The 18,296-nt window shown below is 71.9% G+C and carries 18 protein-coding genes and 1 riboswitch; of the genes, 2 read left to right on the top strand and 16 right to left on the bottom strand.

From position 1 onward, the window contains the following. Window positions 1–53: 53 nt before the first annotated feature. From ACZDYF_RS10970 to gdhA, 9 genes are all read right to left on the bottom strand, one after another. Complete coding sequence (locus ACZDYF_RS10970) at window positions 54–431, bottom strand: sterol carrier family protein (RefSeq protein WP_475056490.1); 378 nt, start codon at window positions 429–431, stop codon at window positions 54–56. Window positions 432–466: 35 nt separating this feature from the next. Next, window positions 467–2,053, bottom strand: coding sequence for an RNB domain-containing ribonuclease (locus ACZDYF_RS10965; protein ID WP_475056488.1), 1,587 nt, complete (start codon window positions 2,051–2,053; stop codon window positions 467–469). A gap of 160 nt (window positions 2,054–2,213) precedes the next feature. Next, window positions 2,214–3,101, bottom strand: a complete 888-nt coding sequence (locus ACZDYF_RS10960) for an ABC transporter ATP-binding protein (RefSeq protein WP_191791924.1) — start codon at window positions 3,099–3,101, stop codon at window positions 2,214–2,216. Continuing rightward, the gene (locus ACZDYF_RS10955; protein ID WP_191791925.1) at window positions 3,101–4,018 is read right to left on the bottom strand and encodes an ABC transporter ATP-binding protein; all 918 of its coding nucleotides are present in this window, start codon (window positions 4,016–4,018) and stop codon (window positions 3,101–3,103) included. Before ACZDYF_RS10955 ends, ACZDYF_RS10960 begins: the two co-directional genes overlap by 1 nt. Further along, window positions 4,015–5,157, bottom strand: coding sequence for an ABC transporter permease (locus ACZDYF_RS10950; RefSeq protein ID WP_191791926.1), 1,143 nt, complete (start codon window positions 5,155–5,157; stop codon window positions 4,015–4,017). Before ACZDYF_RS10950 ends, ACZDYF_RS10955 begins: the two co-directional genes overlap by 4 nt. Next, window positions 5,150–6,145 (bottom strand): ABC transporter permease, encoded by a 996-nt coding sequence (locus ACZDYF_RS10945; protein ID WP_191791927.1) that lies wholly within the window; start codon window positions 6,143–6,145, stop codon window positions 5,150–5,152. Before ACZDYF_RS10945 ends, ACZDYF_RS10950 begins: the two co-directional genes overlap by 8 nt. A gap of 46 nt (window positions 6,146–6,191) precedes the next feature. Continuing rightward, window positions 6,192–7,874: an ABC transporter substrate-binding protein gene (locus tag ACZDYF_RS10940; protein ID WP_475056484.1), complete on the bottom strand. Its 1,683-nt coding sequence runs from the start codon at window positions 7,872–7,874 to the stop codon at window positions 6,192–6,194. Between the two features lie 310 nt (window positions 7,875–8,184). Beyond that, window positions 8,185–8,943, bottom strand: coding sequence for a copper homeostasis protein CutC (locus tag ACZDYF_RS10935; protein WP_475056482.1), 759 nt, complete (start codon window positions 8,941–8,943; stop codon window positions 8,185–8,187). Window positions 8,944–9,167: 224 nt separating this feature from the next. Continuing rightward, window positions 9,168–10,505: an NADP-specific glutamate dehydrogenase gene (gdhA, locus tag ACZDYF_RS10930; RefSeq protein ID WP_191791930.1), complete on the bottom strand. Its 1,338-nt coding sequence runs from the start codon at window positions 10,503–10,505 to the stop codon at window positions 9,168–9,170. A gap of 263 nt (window positions 10,506–10,768) precedes the next feature. Beyond that, window positions 10,769–10,878, top strand: a riboswitch (SAM riboswitch). A gap of 20 nt (window positions 10,879–10,898) precedes the next feature. On the opposite strand from gdhA, the gene ACZDYF_RS10925 reads away from it, so the two are divergent. Further along, on the top strand, window positions 10,899–11,552 hold the full coding sequence (locus ACZDYF_RS10925; RefSeq protein ID WP_475056480.1) for an NADPH-dependent FMN reductase: 654 nt from the start codon (window positions 10,899–10,901) through the stop codon (window positions 11,550–11,552). After that, window positions 11,549–12,115 (top strand): flavin reductase family protein, encoded by a 567-nt coding sequence (locus ACZDYF_RS10920; protein ID WP_191791932.1) that lies wholly within the window; start codon window positions 11,549–11,551, stop codon window positions 12,113–12,115. The genes ACZDYF_RS10925 and ACZDYF_RS10920 overlap by 4 nt, the downstream gene beginning before the upstream one ends. 71 nt (window positions 12,116–12,186) lie before the next feature. On the opposite strand, the gene ACZDYF_RS10915 is transcribed toward ACZDYF_RS10920, so the two are convergent. From ACZDYF_RS10915 to ACZDYF_RS10885, 7 genes are all read right to left on the bottom strand, one after another. Continuing rightward, window positions 12,187–12,603, bottom strand: a complete 417-nt coding sequence (locus tag ACZDYF_RS10915) for a hypothetical protein (protein ID WP_475056476.1) — start codon at window positions 12,601–12,603, stop codon at window positions 12,187–12,189. A gap of 159 nt (window positions 12,604–12,762) precedes the next feature. Then, window positions 12,763–13,860 carry an LLM class flavin-dependent oxidoreductase gene (locus ACZDYF_RS10910; protein WP_475056474.1) on the bottom strand — a complete coding sequence of 366 codons (1,098 nt, stop codon included), beginning with the start codon at window positions 13,858–13,860 and terminating at the stop codon, window positions 12,763–12,765. Window positions 13,861–13,903: 43 nt separating this feature from the next. After that, window positions 13,904–15,019 carry an LLM class flavin-dependent oxidoreductase gene (locus ACZDYF_RS10905; RefSeq protein WP_400274283.1) on the bottom strand — a complete coding sequence of 372 codons (1,116 nt, stop codon included), beginning with the start codon at window positions 15,017–15,019 and terminating at the stop codon, window positions 13,904–13,906. 13 nt (window positions 15,020–15,032) lie between these two features. Beyond that, window positions 15,033–15,680, bottom strand: a complete 648-nt coding sequence (locus ACZDYF_RS10900; RefSeq protein WP_475056468.1) for a GNAT family N-acetyltransferase — start codon at window positions 15,678–15,680, stop codon at window positions 15,033–15,035. Then, window positions 15,677–16,066, bottom strand: coding sequence for a rhodanese-like domain-containing protein (locus tag ACZDYF_RS10895; protein ID WP_475056466.1), 390 nt, complete (start codon window positions 16,064–16,066; stop codon window positions 15,677–15,679). The genes ACZDYF_RS10900 and ACZDYF_RS10895 overlap by 4 nt, the downstream gene beginning before the upstream one ends. A 40-nt stretch (window positions 16,067–16,106) precedes the next feature. Beyond that, complete coding sequence (locus tag ACZDYF_RS10890; protein ID WP_475056464.1) at window positions 16,107–17,381, bottom strand: LLM class flavin-dependent oxidoreductase; 1,275 nt, start codon at window positions 17,379–17,381, stop codon at window positions 16,107–16,109. Window positions 17,382–17,422: 41 nt separating this feature from the next. Further along, window positions 17,423–18,292 (bottom strand): NADPH-dependent oxidoreductase, encoded by an 870-nt coding sequence (locus tag ACZDYF_RS10885; RefSeq protein ID WP_204807330.1) that lies wholly within the window; start codon window positions 18,290–18,292, stop codon window positions 17,423–17,425. Between the last annotated feature and the right edge of the window lie 4 nt (window positions 18,293–18,296).

Raw genomic sequence — 18,296 nt, 5'->3', positions numbered from 1 at the left:
CGGTGCCGAGGGCGACGGCAGCCGGTGCGGGGCGGCTGCGCGTCGAGGGTGGTCTACCGGTCGCGGCGGCGCGCGGCCTGCAACGGCAGCAGCGACGAGATGTCCGACCGTTCGCCCGAGGCGCTGATGCGGCCGTCGGCGACGGCCTCGGCCCAGTCGACCGCCCCCGTCACGAGGCCGAGCCACGTCTCGGGGTCGGTCTCGACGACGTTGGGCGGGGTCCCGCGGGTGTGCTTCGGGCCCTCGACCGCCTGGACCGCTCCGTACGGGGGCACCCTGACCTCGACGGCGTGGCCGGGGGCTACCTCGGCCAGCTCTTCGAGCGTGAAGCGGACGGCGGTCGTGATCTCGGGGCGGCCGGCGGCACCGTCCTGCCAGGCGGCGAGAGCGGTGCGGCCGACGGCCGGGTCGGTGCGGCGACGAGGAGGCATGGGTCCATCCTCACGCACTCGACGGACCCGACCCCTCAGGCGAGCTCGAAGTCGACCCGACGACGTTCGATCGACGCCTCGCGCACCCTGACCCGCACGGGGTCGCCCAGCGGCAGGTCGGCCCCCTCGACGCTCGCCCGGACCGCGGGCTCGGCGATCACGACCTGGCCCCGCACGAGGTGCCGGTCGTCGGACGCCGGTGCGGGACCGCCGGGGGTGGCCTCGGACGCCGGCGTGACCGCAGCAGCCTCCTTCGCCGCCCGCTCCGCAGCCTTGGCCGCGCGACGGCGCCGCTCCTCGTCGTTCTCGACGTCGACGACCACGGCGTCGAGCACCTCCCCGACCCGCCCCGTGAGGAGCGCCGCCTCGATGATGTCCACGCTCGCCCGCTCGTACGACCCGGCACGCTGGCCGGTCCTGGCCATGGTGCGCGGCAGTCCCGGCAGGGCGTCGCGCACCCAGGTCGGCACGTCCTCGCCCGCGCACAGGGCCAGGCAGATCTCGGTCCCGTAGCGGTCGACCAGGCGCCGCAGCGGCGCGGTCACGTGCGCGTACTCGGCGGCGATCGCGGCGTGCGCGACGTCGTCGGGCACGCCCGCCGGCTGTCCCGTGCCACCGAACGGGACGTACGACGCGCCACGGAACAGCGACGTCGCCTCGTTGAGGAAGGCCGCGTGCCGTGACGTCGCCGAGTCGAGCGCGGCGAGCAGCTCACCGTAGGACTGGTCCTGGGGCCAGTCGATGCCGAGCGCGCCCGCCGTGCGGCGCAGGCGCGCCAGGTCACGCGGGTCTGCCGCCGGGAGCGTCCGGAAGATCCCCACCCCGCCCGACCGCATGATCCGCGCGGCGGCGATGCCGGTCAGCAGCGAGACCTGCGCGTTCCACCCCTCGACCGGGAGGGTTGCTCGGAACTCGAGCCCGAACGTCCCGTCCTCGTGCGCCACGACGTCCTGCTCAGGAACGTTGAGGGACACCCCACCCCGCTCGCGCTCGCGTGCCTCGCGCAGCAGCCCGATCTCGCGCAGCAGGTCGAGCATCTCGCCCGCCTCCCCCGCGTCGAGACGCGCCTGAACCTCCTCGTACGTCAGCCGCGCGGTGCTGCGCACGAGGGCGCGCTCGACCCGGGCGGACGTGATCTCGCCCCGCTCGTCGAGCTCCACGTGCCAGACGGCGGCGGCCCGGTCCGCGTCCGGGAGGAGGCTCGCGGCGGCCTCGGACAGGACCGCAGGATGCAGAGGAGTGCGCTCGTCGGGGCCGTAGAGCGTCATCCCCCGCTCGTTCACCTCGGCGTCGAGGGCGCCGCCCGGGGTCACGAAGACCGCGAGGTCGGCGATCGCGTACCGCACGAGGTAGCCGCCGGGGCGGCGCGCGAGGTGGACCGCCTGGTCGAGGTCCATCGACCCGGGCGGATCGATCGTCACGAACGGCACGTCACGCTGGTCGGCGCGCCCGTCCGTGACGTCCCGTCGTGCGGCCTCGGTCGCCTCGTCGAGGACCGGCCGGGGGAACTCTGCGGGGATCTCCATCTCGGCCCGCAGCGTGGCGAGCGCGGTCAGGACGGGGTCGACCGCAGGCAGGACGGTGGCGGTGGGGGGCGCGACGCGCAGGTTCCGGGAGGGCACGTCCCGACTCTAGGGGGTGTCTGGCGCCGTCGGGCGGCGCGGCGACCCCTCACGCCGGTCTCCCACCCCGGCACACGAGTGACGGCCCCGGGCCGTGGCCCGGAGCCGTCACTCGTGCGTCGGTCGCCTGCTCGCGCCGACACCGCCTGGTCGAGCCGCCCTAGAGGCCGGCCGTTCCGAAGCGGTCACGCACCGCGGCGGCCTCCCCCGAGGCGGTCGCCGTGGATGCGAGCTCGTTGCGCACCTCGTCTCGGAGCTTGCCCTGGTTCCGAGGATCAGGTGCGGCCGACAGGAGGAGCTTGGTGTACTCGTGCTGCGGGTTCAGGATGACGTCGTCCGCCGGCCCCCGCTCCACGATGTTGCCACGGAACATGACGATGATCTCGTCGGAGAAGTGGCGCGCTGTCGCGAGGTCGTGCGTGATGTACAGGACCCCGAGGTTCTCCTCGCGCTGGAGGCGCGCGAGCAGGTTGAGGACGCCGAGCCGGATCGAGACGTCGAGCATCGACACGGGCTCGTCCGCGATGAGGAAGCGAGCCCCCGGTGCGAGCGCCCTGGCGATCGCGACGCGCTGCCGCTGGCCCCCCGACATCTCGTGCGGGCGCTTCTCGGCGAAGATCGCCGCAGGCGTCAGGTTGACGCGCGTGAGCAGCTCCTCGACCGCCTCGTCGAGCTCGGCGTTCGTCTTCGCCCGACCGTGGATCCGGAGCGGGCGCTCGAGGTGGTGGCGGATCGAGTGGAACGGGTTGAGCGACGCGAAGGGGTCCTGGAAGACCATCTGGACGTTGTGCCGGTACGTCGCCAGGGCCCGGCCGCGGTGGGCGCTCGGCGTGCCGTCGATGAGGATCTGCCCCGACGTCGGTGTCTCGAGCTTGGCGATCATGCGCGCGACCGTGGACTTGCCCGACCCGGACTCCCCGACGATCGCGATCGTCTTGCCGGGCTCGAGCGTGAACGAGACGTCGTTCACGGCACGGAGCCGCGACCTCTTGAGCCCGTTGCGGATCGTGAAGTCCTTGGTCACGTTGCGGACCTCGAGCGTGCCCATCAGGCCACCTCTCCCGTGTTGTCTCCCGAGCCTTCGCCGGACCGGACGAACGCCCCGCGCTCCCCCGTCAGGCTGGGGAACGATGCCAGCAGCTTGCGCGTGTACTCGTGCGCAGGTGCGCGGTAGATCTCCTCGGAGGTGTTCAGCTCGACGATCTCGCCCTGGAGCATGACCGCGATGCGGTCGCTGATCTCCAGGAGCATGGGCAGGTCGTGCGTGATGAAGACGACTGCGAAACCGAACTGCTCACGCAGGCGCATGATCTCGCGGAGGATCCCGCGCTGGACGACCACGTCGAGGGCGGTCGTCGGCTCGTCCATGATCATGACCTGCGGGTTCAGCGCGAGCGCCATCGCGATCATGACGCGCTGACGCATGCCGCCCGAGAGCTCGTGGGCGTAGCTGTTCAGACGGTTCGGGTCCACGCCGACCAGCTCGAGAAGCTCGCGACTGCGAGCGACCTTCTCCTTCTTGGACATCCCCCGACGGTGGGTGTCGAGGACGTCGAAGAGCTGGGCCTTGATGCTGATGACCGGGTTCAGGGAGTTCATCGCCCCCTGGAAGACCATGGAGACCTTGTCCCACCGGAACGCGCGGAGCGCGTCCCCCGTCAGGGCTGCCACGTCGATGTCGTGACCGTCCTTGTCGTGCAGGACGATCTCGCCGCTCGTGCGGAGCGCGGGCGGCTTGAGGAGCTGGTTGAGGCCGTACGCCAGCGTCGTCTTGCCGCACCCGGACTCCCCGGCCAGGCCGAGGATCTCGCCACGGTGGAGCGTCAGTGACACGTCCTTGACGGCCCGGACCACGGGACTGACCTGGTACTCGATCGAGACGTTCTTCGCGGTCAGGACGGGGACGGCGTCGGCCGCGGCTCCGGCGTTCCCGGCGGGCCTGGAGGTCAGGGTCGGCGTGCTCATGCTTCCACCTTCTCGTCGTGGCGGGCCGAGACCTCGACCGGCGGACGCTTCGCCGACGGGGTTGCTCCGCGCTTCCCACGCTTCTTCTGGGCGAGCCGGACGTTCTTCACAGCCGCAGGGGCCGTCCGGAGCTTGGGGTTGATGATCTCGTCGATGCTGAAGTTGATCAGCGCGAGACCGCAGCCGAACAGCGCGATCAGCAGGCCCGGCGGCACGAACCACCACCACCGTCCGTAGGCCATCGCGTTCTGGGTGCTGGCCTCGTTGAGGATCGTGCCCCACGTGACCGACCCCGAGGGGCCGAGGCCCAGGTAGGAGAGCCCGGCCTCGCTGAGGATCGCGAGGATCACGGCACCCAGGAAGTTCGCCGCGAGCAGCGGGAGCAGGTTCGGCAGGATCTCGACCAGGATGATCCGGGGCGCCTTCTCGCCCGCGACCTTCGCTGCGTACACGTAGTCACGGCTGCGCAGCGACCGGGCCTGGGCGCGGAGCACGATCGCGGCTCCGGCCCACCCCGTGATACCGAGGATCAGGGCGATGAGCAGGAGCGAGCGGGACTCGAGGTAGGCCGAGATCACGATGATCAGCGGCAGCCCCGGGATCACGAGCATGATGTTCGTGATGAACGAGAGGATCTCGTTGGTCCAGCCCCCCACGTAGCCGGCGATGATGCCGAACGCCAGGGACAGGACCATCGCGATGACACCTGCGAGGAGACCGACCGTGAGGGACCCCATGCCACCGTGAGCGACCTGGGCGAAGATGTCCACGCCGATGTTGTTGGTGCCGAGCAGGTGCTCGGAGCTCGGCGGGAGGTACTGCGCGTTCTTGGTCGAGGTCGGGCTCTGGCTGAAGAGCGGCGCCAGGACCGAGAAGAGGACGATGCCGAGCGTCAGGACGAGCCCGACGACGAGCTTGCCGGAGCGGCGAGGAAGCATGGCCCGCAGGCCTCGCTTGGGCGCGGCGCTGGTCTGGACGGGCTCGCCGGCGACGACCGACTCCGGCGACGCGATCGGGACGTCGGGCACGAGCCCGCGCGTCTCGTTGCGGGCGGGAAGTCCGTCGACCACGACCGAGCTGGCCGGGGCGGCGTCGGCAGCCGGGGTGACGGTCTCGGCGTCACGGATGTCGTCAGCCATTGTTGCGCGTCCTCGGGTCGATGATGCCGTTGATCAGGTCCATGAGGAAGTTCGCGGCAAGCACCACGACGGTGATCACCAGGAACGCTCCCTGCATGAGGGCGTAGTCCTTGGCCTGGACCGCCGTGAAGAGCAGCTTGCCGATCCCGGGGTAGCTGAACGCCTGCTCCATGACCACGGACCCTGCGACGACGAAGCCCAGCGCGATGCCGAACCCTGTGACCGACGGCAGGACCGCGTTGCGGGTCGCGTAGGTCGTGGCGACGCGCATGGGGCGCAGCCCCTTGGCCTCGGCCGTGGTGACGTAGTCCTCGGCGAGGGTGGACACCATCATGTTGCGCATCCCGAGGAGCCACCCGCCCATCGCGGACAGGACGATCGTGATGGCGGGCAGCGTGCCGTGGTAGATCACGCTGCCGATGAACTCCCACGACCACTCGGGGCCGTTGTCGAACATGAAGATGTCGTAGGCACCGACGATGGGGAACCAGCCCAGCGACACCGAGAAGACCGAGATCAGGACCAGCGCGAGCCAGAAGTAGGGCACGGCCTGGAGGAAGGTCGACGCGGGGATGATGTGGTCGACCCAGGTCCCGCGCTTCCACCCGACCCAGGCGCCGCCACCGACGCCCAGGAGGAAGGCGATGATCGTCGCCAGCCCGACGAGGCCCACCGTCCAGGGGAGGGCCTCGCCAATCAGCTGGTCGACGGTCGCCGGGAAGTAGACCACCGAGGTACCGAAGTCACCCTTGAAGAGGTTCCCCCAGTAGGCGAGGTACTGGTCCCAGAGCGATGCGTCGTCACTGCCGAAGAGGAGATCGATGCTGTTGAGCATCCCAGGAGTCAGTTCGCCATTCCTCCGCAGAAGCGTATCGATGTAGATCTGCTTCGGGTCACCGGGTATGGCCCGGGGAAGAATGAAGTTGAGTGAGACGGCGGCCCAGAGGGTGACCACGTAGAACGTGATCCGCCGTGCGAAATACCTCATGCGATGGACTCCTCGTGGCTCCGAGCTCCTCTTCGGCAGTACGACATCAGCTGTTGGACTCGAGCTGCGAGAGGATGACGCCGTTGCTGATGGTGGCCCACGACGGCGGGAACGCGTACATGTCACCCTCGGTGGGCCAGCCCGTGTAGTCCTTCGTGTTGACGAACGACATGGTCGGGTTCACGACCAGAGCGATGTACGGAAGGTCACGGACGATCTCCTTCTGGACCGTGGCGTACGCCTCCTTCTTGGCCTCTTCGTCGTTCGTGGCGGCGGCTGCGGCCACCGCGTCGTCGACGAGCGGGTTCGAGTAGCGCGGGAAGTTGAAGCGGCCGGCCTCGATCGTCTCGCCCACCGGCGTCGTGTACTCGGTCGTGAGCCACTGGCGGTAGATCGCGAACGGGTCGTCGAGCGAGGTGCCCGTGATGCCGCTGATCATCATCTGGTAGTTGCCGGCGGTCCGGGCGTCGGACATCTCCTGCTGCGTGATCTTCACGTGGTTGATCTGGACGCCCGCGTCGATCCCCTGCTGAGCGATCAGGTCGCCCGCGGCGTTGTGGTCGCTCCAGCCCTCGACGGAGATGAGCTCGACGACGAGCTTCTGGCCGTCCTTCTCGTAGATGCCGTCGGCACCCTTGGTGTAGCCGGCGCCCGTGAGGACCTTGTCGGCCTCCGCGACGTTGGCCTCCTGCGGGCTCTCCTTCTCGATGTCCGGCGAGATCCACCGGTCGTCGCGACCGACGAGCGCGAGCGAGGGCGACGCCACCGCTGCGTGCCCCGAGAACGCCTTGTCGTTGATCTCGCCACGGTCGATCAGCAGGTTGACCGCCTCACGGACCGCGAGGTCCGTCTGGGGGCCCACGCAGCCGAGCGCGGCGTTCATGCAGGACATGATCGTCGTCGGGTCCTGCGGGGTGTTGAGGAGGGAGAGCTGCCCCTTGCCCGTGATGGGCTCCGGGTCGGCGACGAACATCGTCGTCCAGTCGATCTTGCCCGTGGCCAGGAGGTCCTGGGCGCTCTGGTTCTTGTCGAGGGCCAGGTAGCGGACCTTCTTGAGCTTGGGCGCCTCGCCCCAGTAGTCCTCGTTGGCCACGACGGTGTAGGTCGCGTCCGAGATGGTGTCGAGGATGTAGGGGCCGGTGCCGACCGGCTTGTCGTTCGTGAACGTGATCTTGTCGGCGACGCCCTCGTAGATGTGCTCGGGCACCATGAGCGTCGTGCCGAGGATCTGGACGGCGGCCGTGAACTGTGCGCCGTTGAACGTCAGCTTGACCGTCGAGTCGTCGACCTTCTCGGCCGCGCTGAGGTAGTCACGCTTGGCGGTCTCGTTGGTGTACGAGAAGATGACGTCCTCGACCGTGAACGGCTCGCCGTCGGTCCACTTGACGCCCTCGCGGATCTTGATGGTGAGCTCGGTGCCGTCCTCGGACCACTCGTAGGACTCGCCGAGGCGCGGCGTCGGGTCGCCGGCCTCTGCCCGGTTGTAGAAGAAGAGCGGCTCGTAGATCCCGCCGTTGGTCACGTGCAGGGGGTTCGGGGCGTAGGGGTTGAAGTTCGCGACCATGGGGGTCTGCGTCCCGGCCCACACGTTCAGGACACGGCTGCTCTCGCCGCCGCCCCCCTCGTTCTTCTCGCCCCCGGAGCTGGAGCAACCGGCCGCGAACATCGTCACACCGGTCACCAGGGCAACCGCCGTGAGCAGGCGCTTGCGCGCCACGCTTCGAATCATCATTGGTCCTTTCGAGTCGTCAACGCGTCGTCACGCTGATCGGCCGCTCGCCACCGTGCGAGCTCGTGGCAGGAACACTAACGAATCCCGGACGGGGTTCCGACCAATACAACAGGAAAGTTACCTAAATGAAATCTCGCCGACTCCGGGGCACCCCGGAACCGCTAGATCCTGCGGATTCGAGCCGAGGCGTCCCGCCGACGATCGGTGCGCAGTGCACAACGGAACCGTCCGGCGGGGACGCTCGTCGGTCGGGTGGCCGCCGTGGGAACGCTCCGACGACGACCTCTCCCAGCGTCCTCCTGGGGGGCTAGAGGCGCGCGAGAGCCTCGTCGACCGCGTCCCGCGCCGCGCGGGCGACAGCCGGGTCGGTGACCTCGTAGCCGGACTCGCCCCCACCCCCGGGGCCGCCGTCGTCGGACAGCGTGCGCTTGGCCGAGAGGTGGACCGCGTCCACCCCGACGTCGACGAGCGCGGCGACGTCCTGCGGGCGCACTCCACCGCCCGCCTGGACCTGCACGCGCCCCGCGGAGTGGCGCGCCATCTCCCGCAGCCGGTCGAGCCCGTCGATGCTGCTCGGAGCGCCGCCCGAGGTCAGGACGCGGGAGACGCCCAGGCCCGCGAGGAGGTCGAGCGCCGCCGTCACGTCCTCGACGACGTCGATCGCCCGGTGGAACGTCACCTCGCGCCCGTCCGCCGCCTCGACGAGAGCGCGCACCGCGTCGGAGTCGACGAGCCCGTCGGCGGTGAGCGCACCGATCACGACCCCGGACGCCCCCGCGACCACCGCCGCGCGCACGTCGCGCACCTGCACGTCGACCTCAGCCGCGCTGAACACGAAGCCGCCCGGGCGCGGCCGGATCAGGGGGTGCACCTCGACGGGCGCGGCGTCCCCCGCCACCTCGAGGGCCGCAGCGACCGCCGCCTCGACGAGCCCGATGCTCGGCGTCAGCCCGCCCGTCGCCCCGAGCGCCGCGCACAGCTCGACGCGCTGGGCGCTGACCTCCGCCGCGACCCGCACGCCGTCGGTGTCCTGGACTGCGATCTCGAGGGCGACCTCGCGTGCCATGTGGGGATGCTCCTTGGGTCAGGGGTCGGCACGCCGCAGCGCACCCGGTGTCAGCGGTCAGCGTAGACCCGACGGGACCGCGCGCGCTCTGCCGTCGGGGGGCCGCTCCCCTCGCCACGGCGTCTGGCCCCCGGAACGCCGACGGGAGCGGCGTCCTGCGCACGCCGTGAGGCGCACGGAGGACGACGCTCCCGTCGGTCGGGCCCCAGGGGGCTCTGGGTCCGTCAGATGACGCCCAGCGAGATCATCGCGTCGGCGACCTTGGTGAAGCCCGCGATGTTCGCACCCAGGACGTAGTTGCCCGGCGTCCCGTACTCGTCGGCGGTCTCCTCGCAGCGCGCGTGGATGCCCGCCATGATGTGCGCGAGGCGCTCCTCGGTGTACTCGAACGTCCACGCGTCGCGCGAGGCGTTCTGCTGCATCTCGAGGGCCGAGGTCGCGACGCCGCCGGCGTTCGCGGCCTTGCCGGGTGCGAACAGCACGCCGGCGTCCTGCAGGAGCGCGACGGCGCCCGGGGTCGTGGGCATGTTGGCGCCCTCCGCGACCGCGAGGACGCCGTTCGCGACGAGCTGCTTGGCGTCCTGCTCGGTCAGCTCGTTCTGGGTGGCGCACGGCAGCGCGACCGTCGCGGGGACGTCCCAGATGCTGCCGCCCGTCACGAGGCGCGCGCCGGGGCGGCGCTCGACGTAGTCGGCCACGCGCCCGCGCTCGACCTCCTTGATCTGGCGGAGCAGGTCGACGTCCACGCCTGCCTCGTCCACCACGTAGCCCGAGGAGTCGGAGAAGGACACGACGTTCGCACCGAGCTGCTGGGCCTTCTGGATCGCGTAGGTCGCGACGTTCCCCGATCCGGAGACGACGACGCGCTGGCCGTCGAAGCTCTGGCCCTTGGTACGCAGCATGTGGTCCGCGAAGAACACCGTGCCGTAGCCCGTGGCCTCGGTCCGCACGAGCGACCCGCCCCAGCTGATGCCCTTGCCCGTGAGGACGCCGGACTCGTAGCGGTTCGTGATGCGCTTGTACTGGCCGAACAGGTAGCCGATCTCGCGGCCTCCCACGCCGATGTCCCCCGCAGGGACGTCGGTGTACTCGCCGATGTGGCGGTAGAGCTCGGTCATGAAGGACTGGCAGAAGCGCATGACCTCGCCGTCGGACTTGCCGCGCGGGTCGAAGTCCGAACCGCCCTTGCCGCCGCCGATGGGCATGCCCGTGAGGGAGTTCTTGAAGATCTGCTCGAACCCGAGGAACTTGACGATTCCCAGGTACACCGACGGGTGGAAGCGCAGACCGCCCTTGAACGGGCCGAGGGCCGAGTTGAACTCGACGCGGAAACCGCGGTTGATCTGGACGTGGTTCTGGTCGTCGACCCACGGCACGCGGAAGATGATCTGGCGCTCGGGCTCGCAGATGCGCTCGAGCACGGCCGCGTCGACGTACTGGGGGTTCTTCTGGAGCACCGGCCCGAGCGAGTCGAAGACCTCGCGAACTGCCTGGTGGAACTCGACCTCACCAGGGTTGCGGGCGAGGACCTCGTCGAAGACGGACTGCAGACGACTATCCATGGAGTGCTCCTCGGCAGGGCGGGCTTTGAACCGCACCAGGTTACGTACTCGTAAACAGCGCCGTACTCCCGTCCCACTCTGGGAGACGCCGGGCTCACGACCTGGGACGTTGCTCATGCCCGGGGCAACAGTCCGGTCTCCCTGCGTCGGTCGACACCGTGCGACGTGCCAGAGCACGCAGCACGAAACCTCCGTCCACCCCGTGAGAATTCTCGACCGGATCGGTGCAGAAAGCCCCCCACAGGTCTATACCCCTGTCCAGAGGTCACGAGCACCAGCGCGAAGCCCCGGCTCGCTGGTCAGCAACCCCTTCACGACGGGGTGCTCCGGGAGATGACCCGGCCGCGCCGGCACGACGCGGCAAGCGTGCAGCACGACGACAGTGAGGAAGCGATGACCCAGCACCCTGCAGCCCCCCGCCCCACGCAGACCGACCACCCGCGACCGGCCCTGGTCACCCTGGTCGGCAACCCCCGTCCCGGGTCGCGGACCCTGGCCGCCGCCCGGACGGTCGCGGCCCGGGTCGCCGACCACCTGGGCCTGGCCGCGGCCGACGTGAACGGGCCTGACGTGAACGGGCCCGACCATGCCACGATCGACCTCGCCGAGATCGCGACCGAGATCCTCGCCCCCGAGCACCCGCGCGCCGACGCCGCGCGGGAGACCGCCGCGGGCGCCGCGGTCCTGGTCGTCGCGACGCCCGTCTACAAGGGCTCGTACACCGGCCTCCTCAAGGCGTTCCTCGACCTCTACGGCCCGGACGGGCTGGCCGGCGTCGTGGCCGTCCCGGTCGTGGTGTCGGGCAACCCCGCGCACGCTCTCGCGGGCGAGGTGCACCTGCGCCCGCTCCTCGTCGAGCTCGGCGCGACGGTCCCCGCACGCACGCTGACCCTCCTGGACTCCCGGCTGGGCGAGGCCGACCTCACGAGCGCCGTCGACGCCTGGCTCGACCACGCAGGAGGTCCCCTGCTGCGGGCGGCGGGCGACGCCGTCGGGCAGGAGACCACCCACCGGACCGCCCCCGAGCTCGCCGAGGTGACCCGATGACCGCCGAACCCACGACCCGCTCCGACGTCGCGCGCCTCGCCGGGCTCGAGGCCCTGCTCCACGAGCAGGACGAGCCGCAGCTCAGCGCCGACGCCTACAAGGCGGTGTTCCGGCAGCACCCCGCGGGCGTCGCGGTGATCGCGCTCGAGCACGAGGGCCGGCCCGTGGGCTTCACGGCGACGTCGGTCATCTCGGTCTCGGCCGCGCCGCCGCTGCTCGCGTTCTCGCTCGCGTCGACGTCGTCGTCGTGGCCCGCGATCTCCGCGGCCCGCACGGTCACGGTCAACTTCCTCAGCGCCGACCAGGACGACGTATCCGCGCGGTTCGCGACGAGCGGGATCGACCGCTTCGCAGCCGGCGGGTGGGCTCCTCTCGCGTCCGGGGAGCCCGTGATCGACGGCGCGCTGTCCTGGGTGCGCGGCCGCATCATCCAGCGCACGCCCGTGGGCGACAGCTACCTGGTCTCGCTGCGCGCGCTCGCGTCGGGGACCCGGGCGGACGCCACGCCGCTCGTCTACCACGACCGGTCCTACCACCGGATCGGGGACCACTCGGCCCTCTGAGGCCCACGATCTGGGTGAGGGGCCCGACGGCGGAGCGCGCCGCCGTCGGGCCCCTCACCCGTGCCGCCTGGCTACCAGGTCCACCCGCGCGCGCTGAGCTCGAGCTCCTCGCGCAGCCGCTCGTCCTCGTCGCTGCGCAGCCCCGCGCGCAGCGGGTCGGCCACGACGTCGAGGCCGCTGAGCCGGCACGCCTCGCGCAGCAGCGCGTCGTACGCGCCCTGCGCGGCGAGGTAGTGGTGGGCGCGGGCGTAGACGTCCGGGTCGGCCTCGACCGCGCGCAGCTCGTCGGCGAGCCGCCCGAGGCGGATCTGGAGCGCGAGCGCGACGAGAGGATCGGGAGCCCGACGGCGCCGCTCGCGCAGGGTGGTCCGATGCGGTCCGGGTGGCGGGAGGGCATCGGTGGAAGACCGGCCGACGCGCATCGTGCACCAGGCGATGGCGGCGACCAGGGCCGCGCACACCGCTCCGGAGACCACGAGGAGCCACATCGTCGGAGCCTTCTTCCGTGCCCGTGCCCGGCGCACGCGAGGGCCCGCCGGACACTTCCAGCCTAGGCCGAGCGGGAACGCTCCGCCAGGGTGCCGGTCGTGCCCGGCCGGCCCGCGGTCGGCCTCTGCCGGGCGTCCCTCGCCCGCTCCCCAGCAGGCCTACCGTGCCGTGAACCCCTTGGCCCGGCGGGCGTCGGCGGGCCCCCAGAGGTCGGTCTTGACCTCGGCCCTGACCAGCGGCACGACCTCCTCCGCGAACCGGCGCAGCACGTCGTCCTGCCGGGCGGGCTCCAGGAGGTGGTTGATCGAGACCGACTGGAGATCGTGCCCGTAGCTCTGGTGGTAGTCGAGGATCTTCTCGGCCACGCGCTCGGGAGAGCCGACGAGGGCGGGGCCGCGCTCGACGGCCTCCTCGATGGTCCGGAAGCCAGTGACCTTGCCGACCGCGGACGGGTCGTGCTTGCGCAGGTCTGCGCGCGCGACGGCGCCCTCGTAGATGGGGCGGAACTCCTCGATCGCCTGCTCGGTCGTGTCCGCGAGGAACAGCCCGCCGGACCCCGACCCGACGAACCCGTACGCCGGGTCGTGCCCCGCGGCCGCGTACTGCTCGCGGTAGTGGTCGATCAGCACCTGGTAGCTCTCGCGGGGCTGGAGCGCGTTGGCGCTCACGATCGGGTCGCCCCACCTCGCGGCGAGCTCGACAGCGAACCGCGAGGTCGCGGACCCGTGCCAGATCCGGAACGCGCCGTCGTACGGGCGCGGCAGGGTCGTGGCGCCTCGCAGGTCCGGGCGGTGACGGCCCTCCCAGTCGACCTCCTCGCCGCTCAGGAGCAGACGGAGCAGCTCGTAGTTCTCCTCGAGGTACTCGTACTGCTTCGCGAGGTCGAGACCCAGCAGCGGGTACTGGAGAGCCTCGTTGCCCTTGCCGATGACCATCTCGAACCGGCCCCGGCTGAGCTGGTCGATCGTCGCGTAGTCCTCGGCGACCCGGATCGGGTCGAGCAGGGACAGCACCGTCACGCCCGTGCTCAGCAGGATGCGCGACGTCCGGGCGGCGATCGCCCCGAGGATCACCGTCGGCGACGAGGACAGCACGTCCCCAGCGTGCCGCTCGCCGACCGCGAACGCGTCGAGGCCGAGCTCCTCCGCCAGGACCGCGGTCTCGACGACGCGTTCGAGCCGGTCGGCCGCGGGCACGGCCTCGCCCGTGACGGGGTGGGGCGGGTTGAAGACGATGTCGAGGACCTGGAAACGCACGGATGCTCCTTGGTGGGGGTGGGTGGTGGTGCCGAGGGAGTGCTCAGGCCGCCTGGGTCGACGCCGCCTCGGCGTCGCGCTTGGCGACCTCCTCGCGCACGATCGGGATGACGTAGCGACCGAAGTCGGTCGCGTCGTCGAGCAGGTCGTAGCCACGAGCCGAGATGATGCGGACTCCCAGGTCGTAGTACGCGAGCAGCGCCTGCGCGACGGTCTCGGGCGTCCCGACGAGCGCGTTCGAGTTGCCCGCTCCCCCCGTGGCCCTGGCCGTCGCGGTCCACAGGGCCGTGTCGAACCGGTCGCCCTGGGCCGCGATCTCCAGGAGGCGCTGCGAGCCCGCGTTCTCGGGCTTGTCGATCGGGTGGCGACGGCTCAGCACGCCCCCGGCCGCGGCCTTGCGCTCCTCGATCCGGTCGAGCACGCGGTGGGCCTTCTCCCAGGCCAGCTCCTCGGTCGCGCCGAGGATCGGGCGGAACGCGGCGTGGATCCGCGGAGGCGTGGAGCGCCCGGCGGCAGCGGCCTCCGCGTGGACCCGCTGGATCTGCTCGGCCGTGCGGTCGAGCGGCTCGCCCCACACCGCGTAGATGTCGGCCTCGGCCGCACCGACCTTGAACGCCGCGTCGGAGGACCCGCCGAACGAGATCGTTGGCGTGCGTCCCTCGAACGGCTTGGCGTCCAGCACGAAGTCGTCGAAGTCGTAGAACGTCCCGTGGTGGTCGAACGGCTCGGCGCTCGACCACGCCCTCTTGACGATCTGGATGTACTCCTGGGTGCGGGCGTAGCGCTCGTCCTTGGTGAGCGTGTCGCCCTCGCGCCCCTGCTCGTGGTCGTTGCCGCCCGTGATGAAGTGGACGGACAGCCGCCCCTCGGAGAGCTGGTCGAGCGTCGCGAACGACTTGGCCGCGAACGTCGGGTAGGAGACGTTGGGGCGGTGCGCGAGCAGCAGCTCGACCGTGTCGAGGCGGGCCGCGGTCCAGGCCGCGAGCGCCGACGGCTCAGGGCCGCTCGACCCGTAGGCGAACAGGACGCGGGTCCAGCCGTTGTCCTCGTGCGCGCGCACGAGGCGCTCGAGGTACTGCTTGTCGAAGGGGGCGGTCGTACGGGCGGTGGTCTCGGAGGCGTCGCTCGTGGTGGCGATGCCGAGGAACTCGACGGGCATGGTGTTCTCCGGTTCAGGTGAGGTCGGGTGCGGTGGGGTGCTGTCTCGGTGAGCGGGGCTCCGGGGTCAGGTCGAGGCCGTACGCGTGGAGCCGGCCACCGCCCTCCCCCTCGATCACGCGGGTCTCGCGCTCGGTCAGGCGCCGGAACCCGAGCGCCTCGTAGAGCCGGTGCGCGCGGGTCATCTGCGGGCCGGAGTTCATGACGACCCGCTGCGCTCCCTGGGCACGGGCCACGTCGAGGACGTGCCGCGTGAGCGCGGTCCCGATCCCCCGCCCCCGGGCCGCGGGAGCGACACCGAGCAGCCGGAAGTCGAGCTCGCCCTCGCGGGCCAGCGGCGAGATGTGCCGGCCGGGCGACGGCGTCGCGACGGTCCCGAGCAGGGCGCCGGTCTCGTCGTCGACCGCGACCCACACGTCGTGCTCAGCGGCGCGGCTCGTGACGTCGCGCAGCACGGCCCGGTACGACTCCGAGATCGAGTACTCGTGCCCGTACGCCGCGTCGAGCAGGTCGGCGACGGCCTCGTGCTCGGCGGGCGTCACGAGCCGCACGGTCATCCCGTCCCCGGGCGTCCCCGCTCCCCGGGGGGTCTGCTCGCTCCGGTGAGCGACGCCGTCGGGCAGGCTGTCCGCGCGCGGGCGCGACGTGGTGGGCGCGCTCATGCGCGCTGCCGGACGGGCTCGTGCGGGCCCGAAGGCGCCGCTCCCGTCCCCGGCTCGGCCGGGAGTCCCGCGTCGCGCCAGGCGGGGAAGCCGCCCTCGACGTGCGTGACGTGGGTGTAGCCGCGTGCCGCGAGGGCCTCGGCGACGGGGCCCGAGCCGCGCTCGGAGCCGCAGACCACGACGACCGGGGTGTCGAGCGACACCGCAGGGGCGGCGGCAGGGCCGAAGATCGCGTCGAGGTCGTCGCGGTCGGTGACCGTGGCGCCGGGGATCGTGCCGGCGGTCGCGCGGCCACCCTCGCTGCGCACGTCGATCAGGAAGGCCCCGTCGGCGACGCGGGCTCCCGCGTCGGTGGCCGGGGTGAGGAGGGGCTGGTGCTGGGTCATGTGGGTTCTCCGGGTTCTGGTGGGGCTGGTCGCGGGTGGTCTACCTGGCGAGGGCGGGTTCACGGCTGGGGGCGTCGACGACGCCCTGCAGACCCCAGTGCCGGGCCAGGAGCTCGAACGAGCGCGCCCGGTCGGCGGGGTCGTGGGCGGCAGTCGTGACGACGATCTCGTCGGCAGCGGTCACGCGCGCCAGGGTCTCGAGGCGTTCGACGACGGTCTCGGGCGACCCGACGAACCGCGTCTCGACGCGGTCCTGGACCGCGGCCCGGTCGGCATCGGTCAGGTCCTCCCACGCCGGCGACGTGCCGGGCGCCGGGTACGCGACGGCACCGCCCGCCCCGCGACGGATCGACAGGACCCAGGCCGTGAACGGCTCGCCGATCCGGCGGGCCTCGTCGTCGGTGTCCGCGACGAGGACGTCGGCCGACACCACGACGTACGGGCGGTCGAGCACTCCCGGCCGGAACGCCGCCCGGTAGGCCGCGACGGTGTCGAGGGTCGCGGACGGGCCCACGTGGTAGTTCGCGGCGAGCGGCAGCCCGAGCTCGCCCGCGACGCGGGCGCTCACGCCGCCGCTCGACGCGAGGACGAACAGGTCGAACGCCGCGCCCTCGACGGGAGGGCTCGTCCACCCGGTGCCCGCTCCGTCGGTGAACGTCCCGGCGCGCAGCCCGAGGACCAGCTCGAGCTCGGCGCGGAACTCCCCCGGGGTCCGGCTCGCACCGACGACCTCCTTCTGGGCGAGCAGCCGCTCACGCAGGGCGGAGTCGGAGAGGTCGACGCCCGGCGCGGCGGGGACCAGGAGCCCGTCGACCACGCGCGTCCCGGCCGGGCGCTCGGGGGCGGGCGGGACCGGGGGTGCGGCGGGTGCCTCTCCCGTGCCCGACGGCGGGACCTCGCCTCCCGCGCTCTGCGCACCTTTGGCGGGGGGTGGGGTGAAGGCCCGCCCCAGGCCGAGGTCCACGCGCCCAGGGTGCAGGGCCGCGACGGTCCCGAACTGCTCGGCCGCGATCAGCGGGCTCGTCGTGCTCAGCAGCACGGCCCCCGACCCGACGCGGATGCGCGACGTGCGCTCCGCGACGAGGGCCGCGAGGACCGCGGGGGACGCCGACGCGACGCCGGGCGACAGGTGGTGCTCGGCGAACCAGATGCGGCGGTAACCGAGGGCGTCCGCGCGGACAGCGGTGTCGAGGCTGTCGCGCAGGGCCTGGGCACCGGTCGATCCCTCGCTCACGACGGCGAGGTCGAGGATCGACAGCGGGACCCGGCTCGGGGGCGAGAGCTGAGGGACGGTCGGCTGGTCGGAGGTGGTCATCGAAAGGTCCTCTGTGAGTCGGTGGGGCGCTGGGTGCTGGGTCAGCGGGACGGCAGGCCGCGGGCCGCGAGCGCCGAGTGCAGGTGCGCGTGGCCGCGCTGGGGACCGGGGATCGCGAGCCGATCGACCACGCGCCGGCGCCAGCTCTCCGTGAGCCCCTCGTCGCGGTAGAACGGCGCGATGACGTCCTCGTAGGCGTCGACGTGCTCGACCTGGGCGTCGAGGTCGTAGGTCTCGTGGTGCAGCACGGCGGCCTGGGGCAGGCGCGGCTTGACCCGCTCGCCTCCCTCGGGGTCCGGGTGCCCGACGACGAGCCCCACCACCGCGACGGTGCCCTCGGGCAGGCCGAGCTCGGCCGCGACCTGCTCGGGGTGGTGGCGCAGCGCACCGATGTACACGGTCCCGAGCCCCAGCGACTCCGCGGCGACGACGGCGTTCTGCGCGGCGAGGGCCGCGTCGACGAACGCCACGACCGTCGAGTCCAGGTAGTCGGTGCCTTCGAGCGAGGTGCCGTGCGCCTCGCCGATCGCGCGCGCACGCGCCAGGTCCGCGACCCACACGAGCAGGAGCGGCGCCTGCCGGATGTGCTCCTGACCGCCCGCGAGCGCCGCGAGCCGGTCCTTGCGCTCCGGGTCGGTGACCGCGACGACGCTCCAGAACTGCATGTTGGACGACGTCGGGGCGGACTGCGCGGCCGCGACGAGGGTCGGCAGGACCGCCTCGTCGAGCGCGTCGGGGAGGTAGGCGCGCACCGTGCGGTGCCGCAGGATCCCGTCGATCGCCGCGGTGGGCTCCGCGAGGACGACGGCCTGGCCGGGGCCGTAGCGCTCGGTCAGGGGCGAGGCCGTCGCGAGGGGGTCCGTCGCGAGGACGGCTTTGGGGGGTGCGGCGAGGTCGGTCGAGGTCGACATGGTG

Source organism: Oerskovia sp. PE-21s (assembly GCF_056158145.1).
This window is presented reverse-complemented; position numbering and strand designations above follow the sequence as displayed.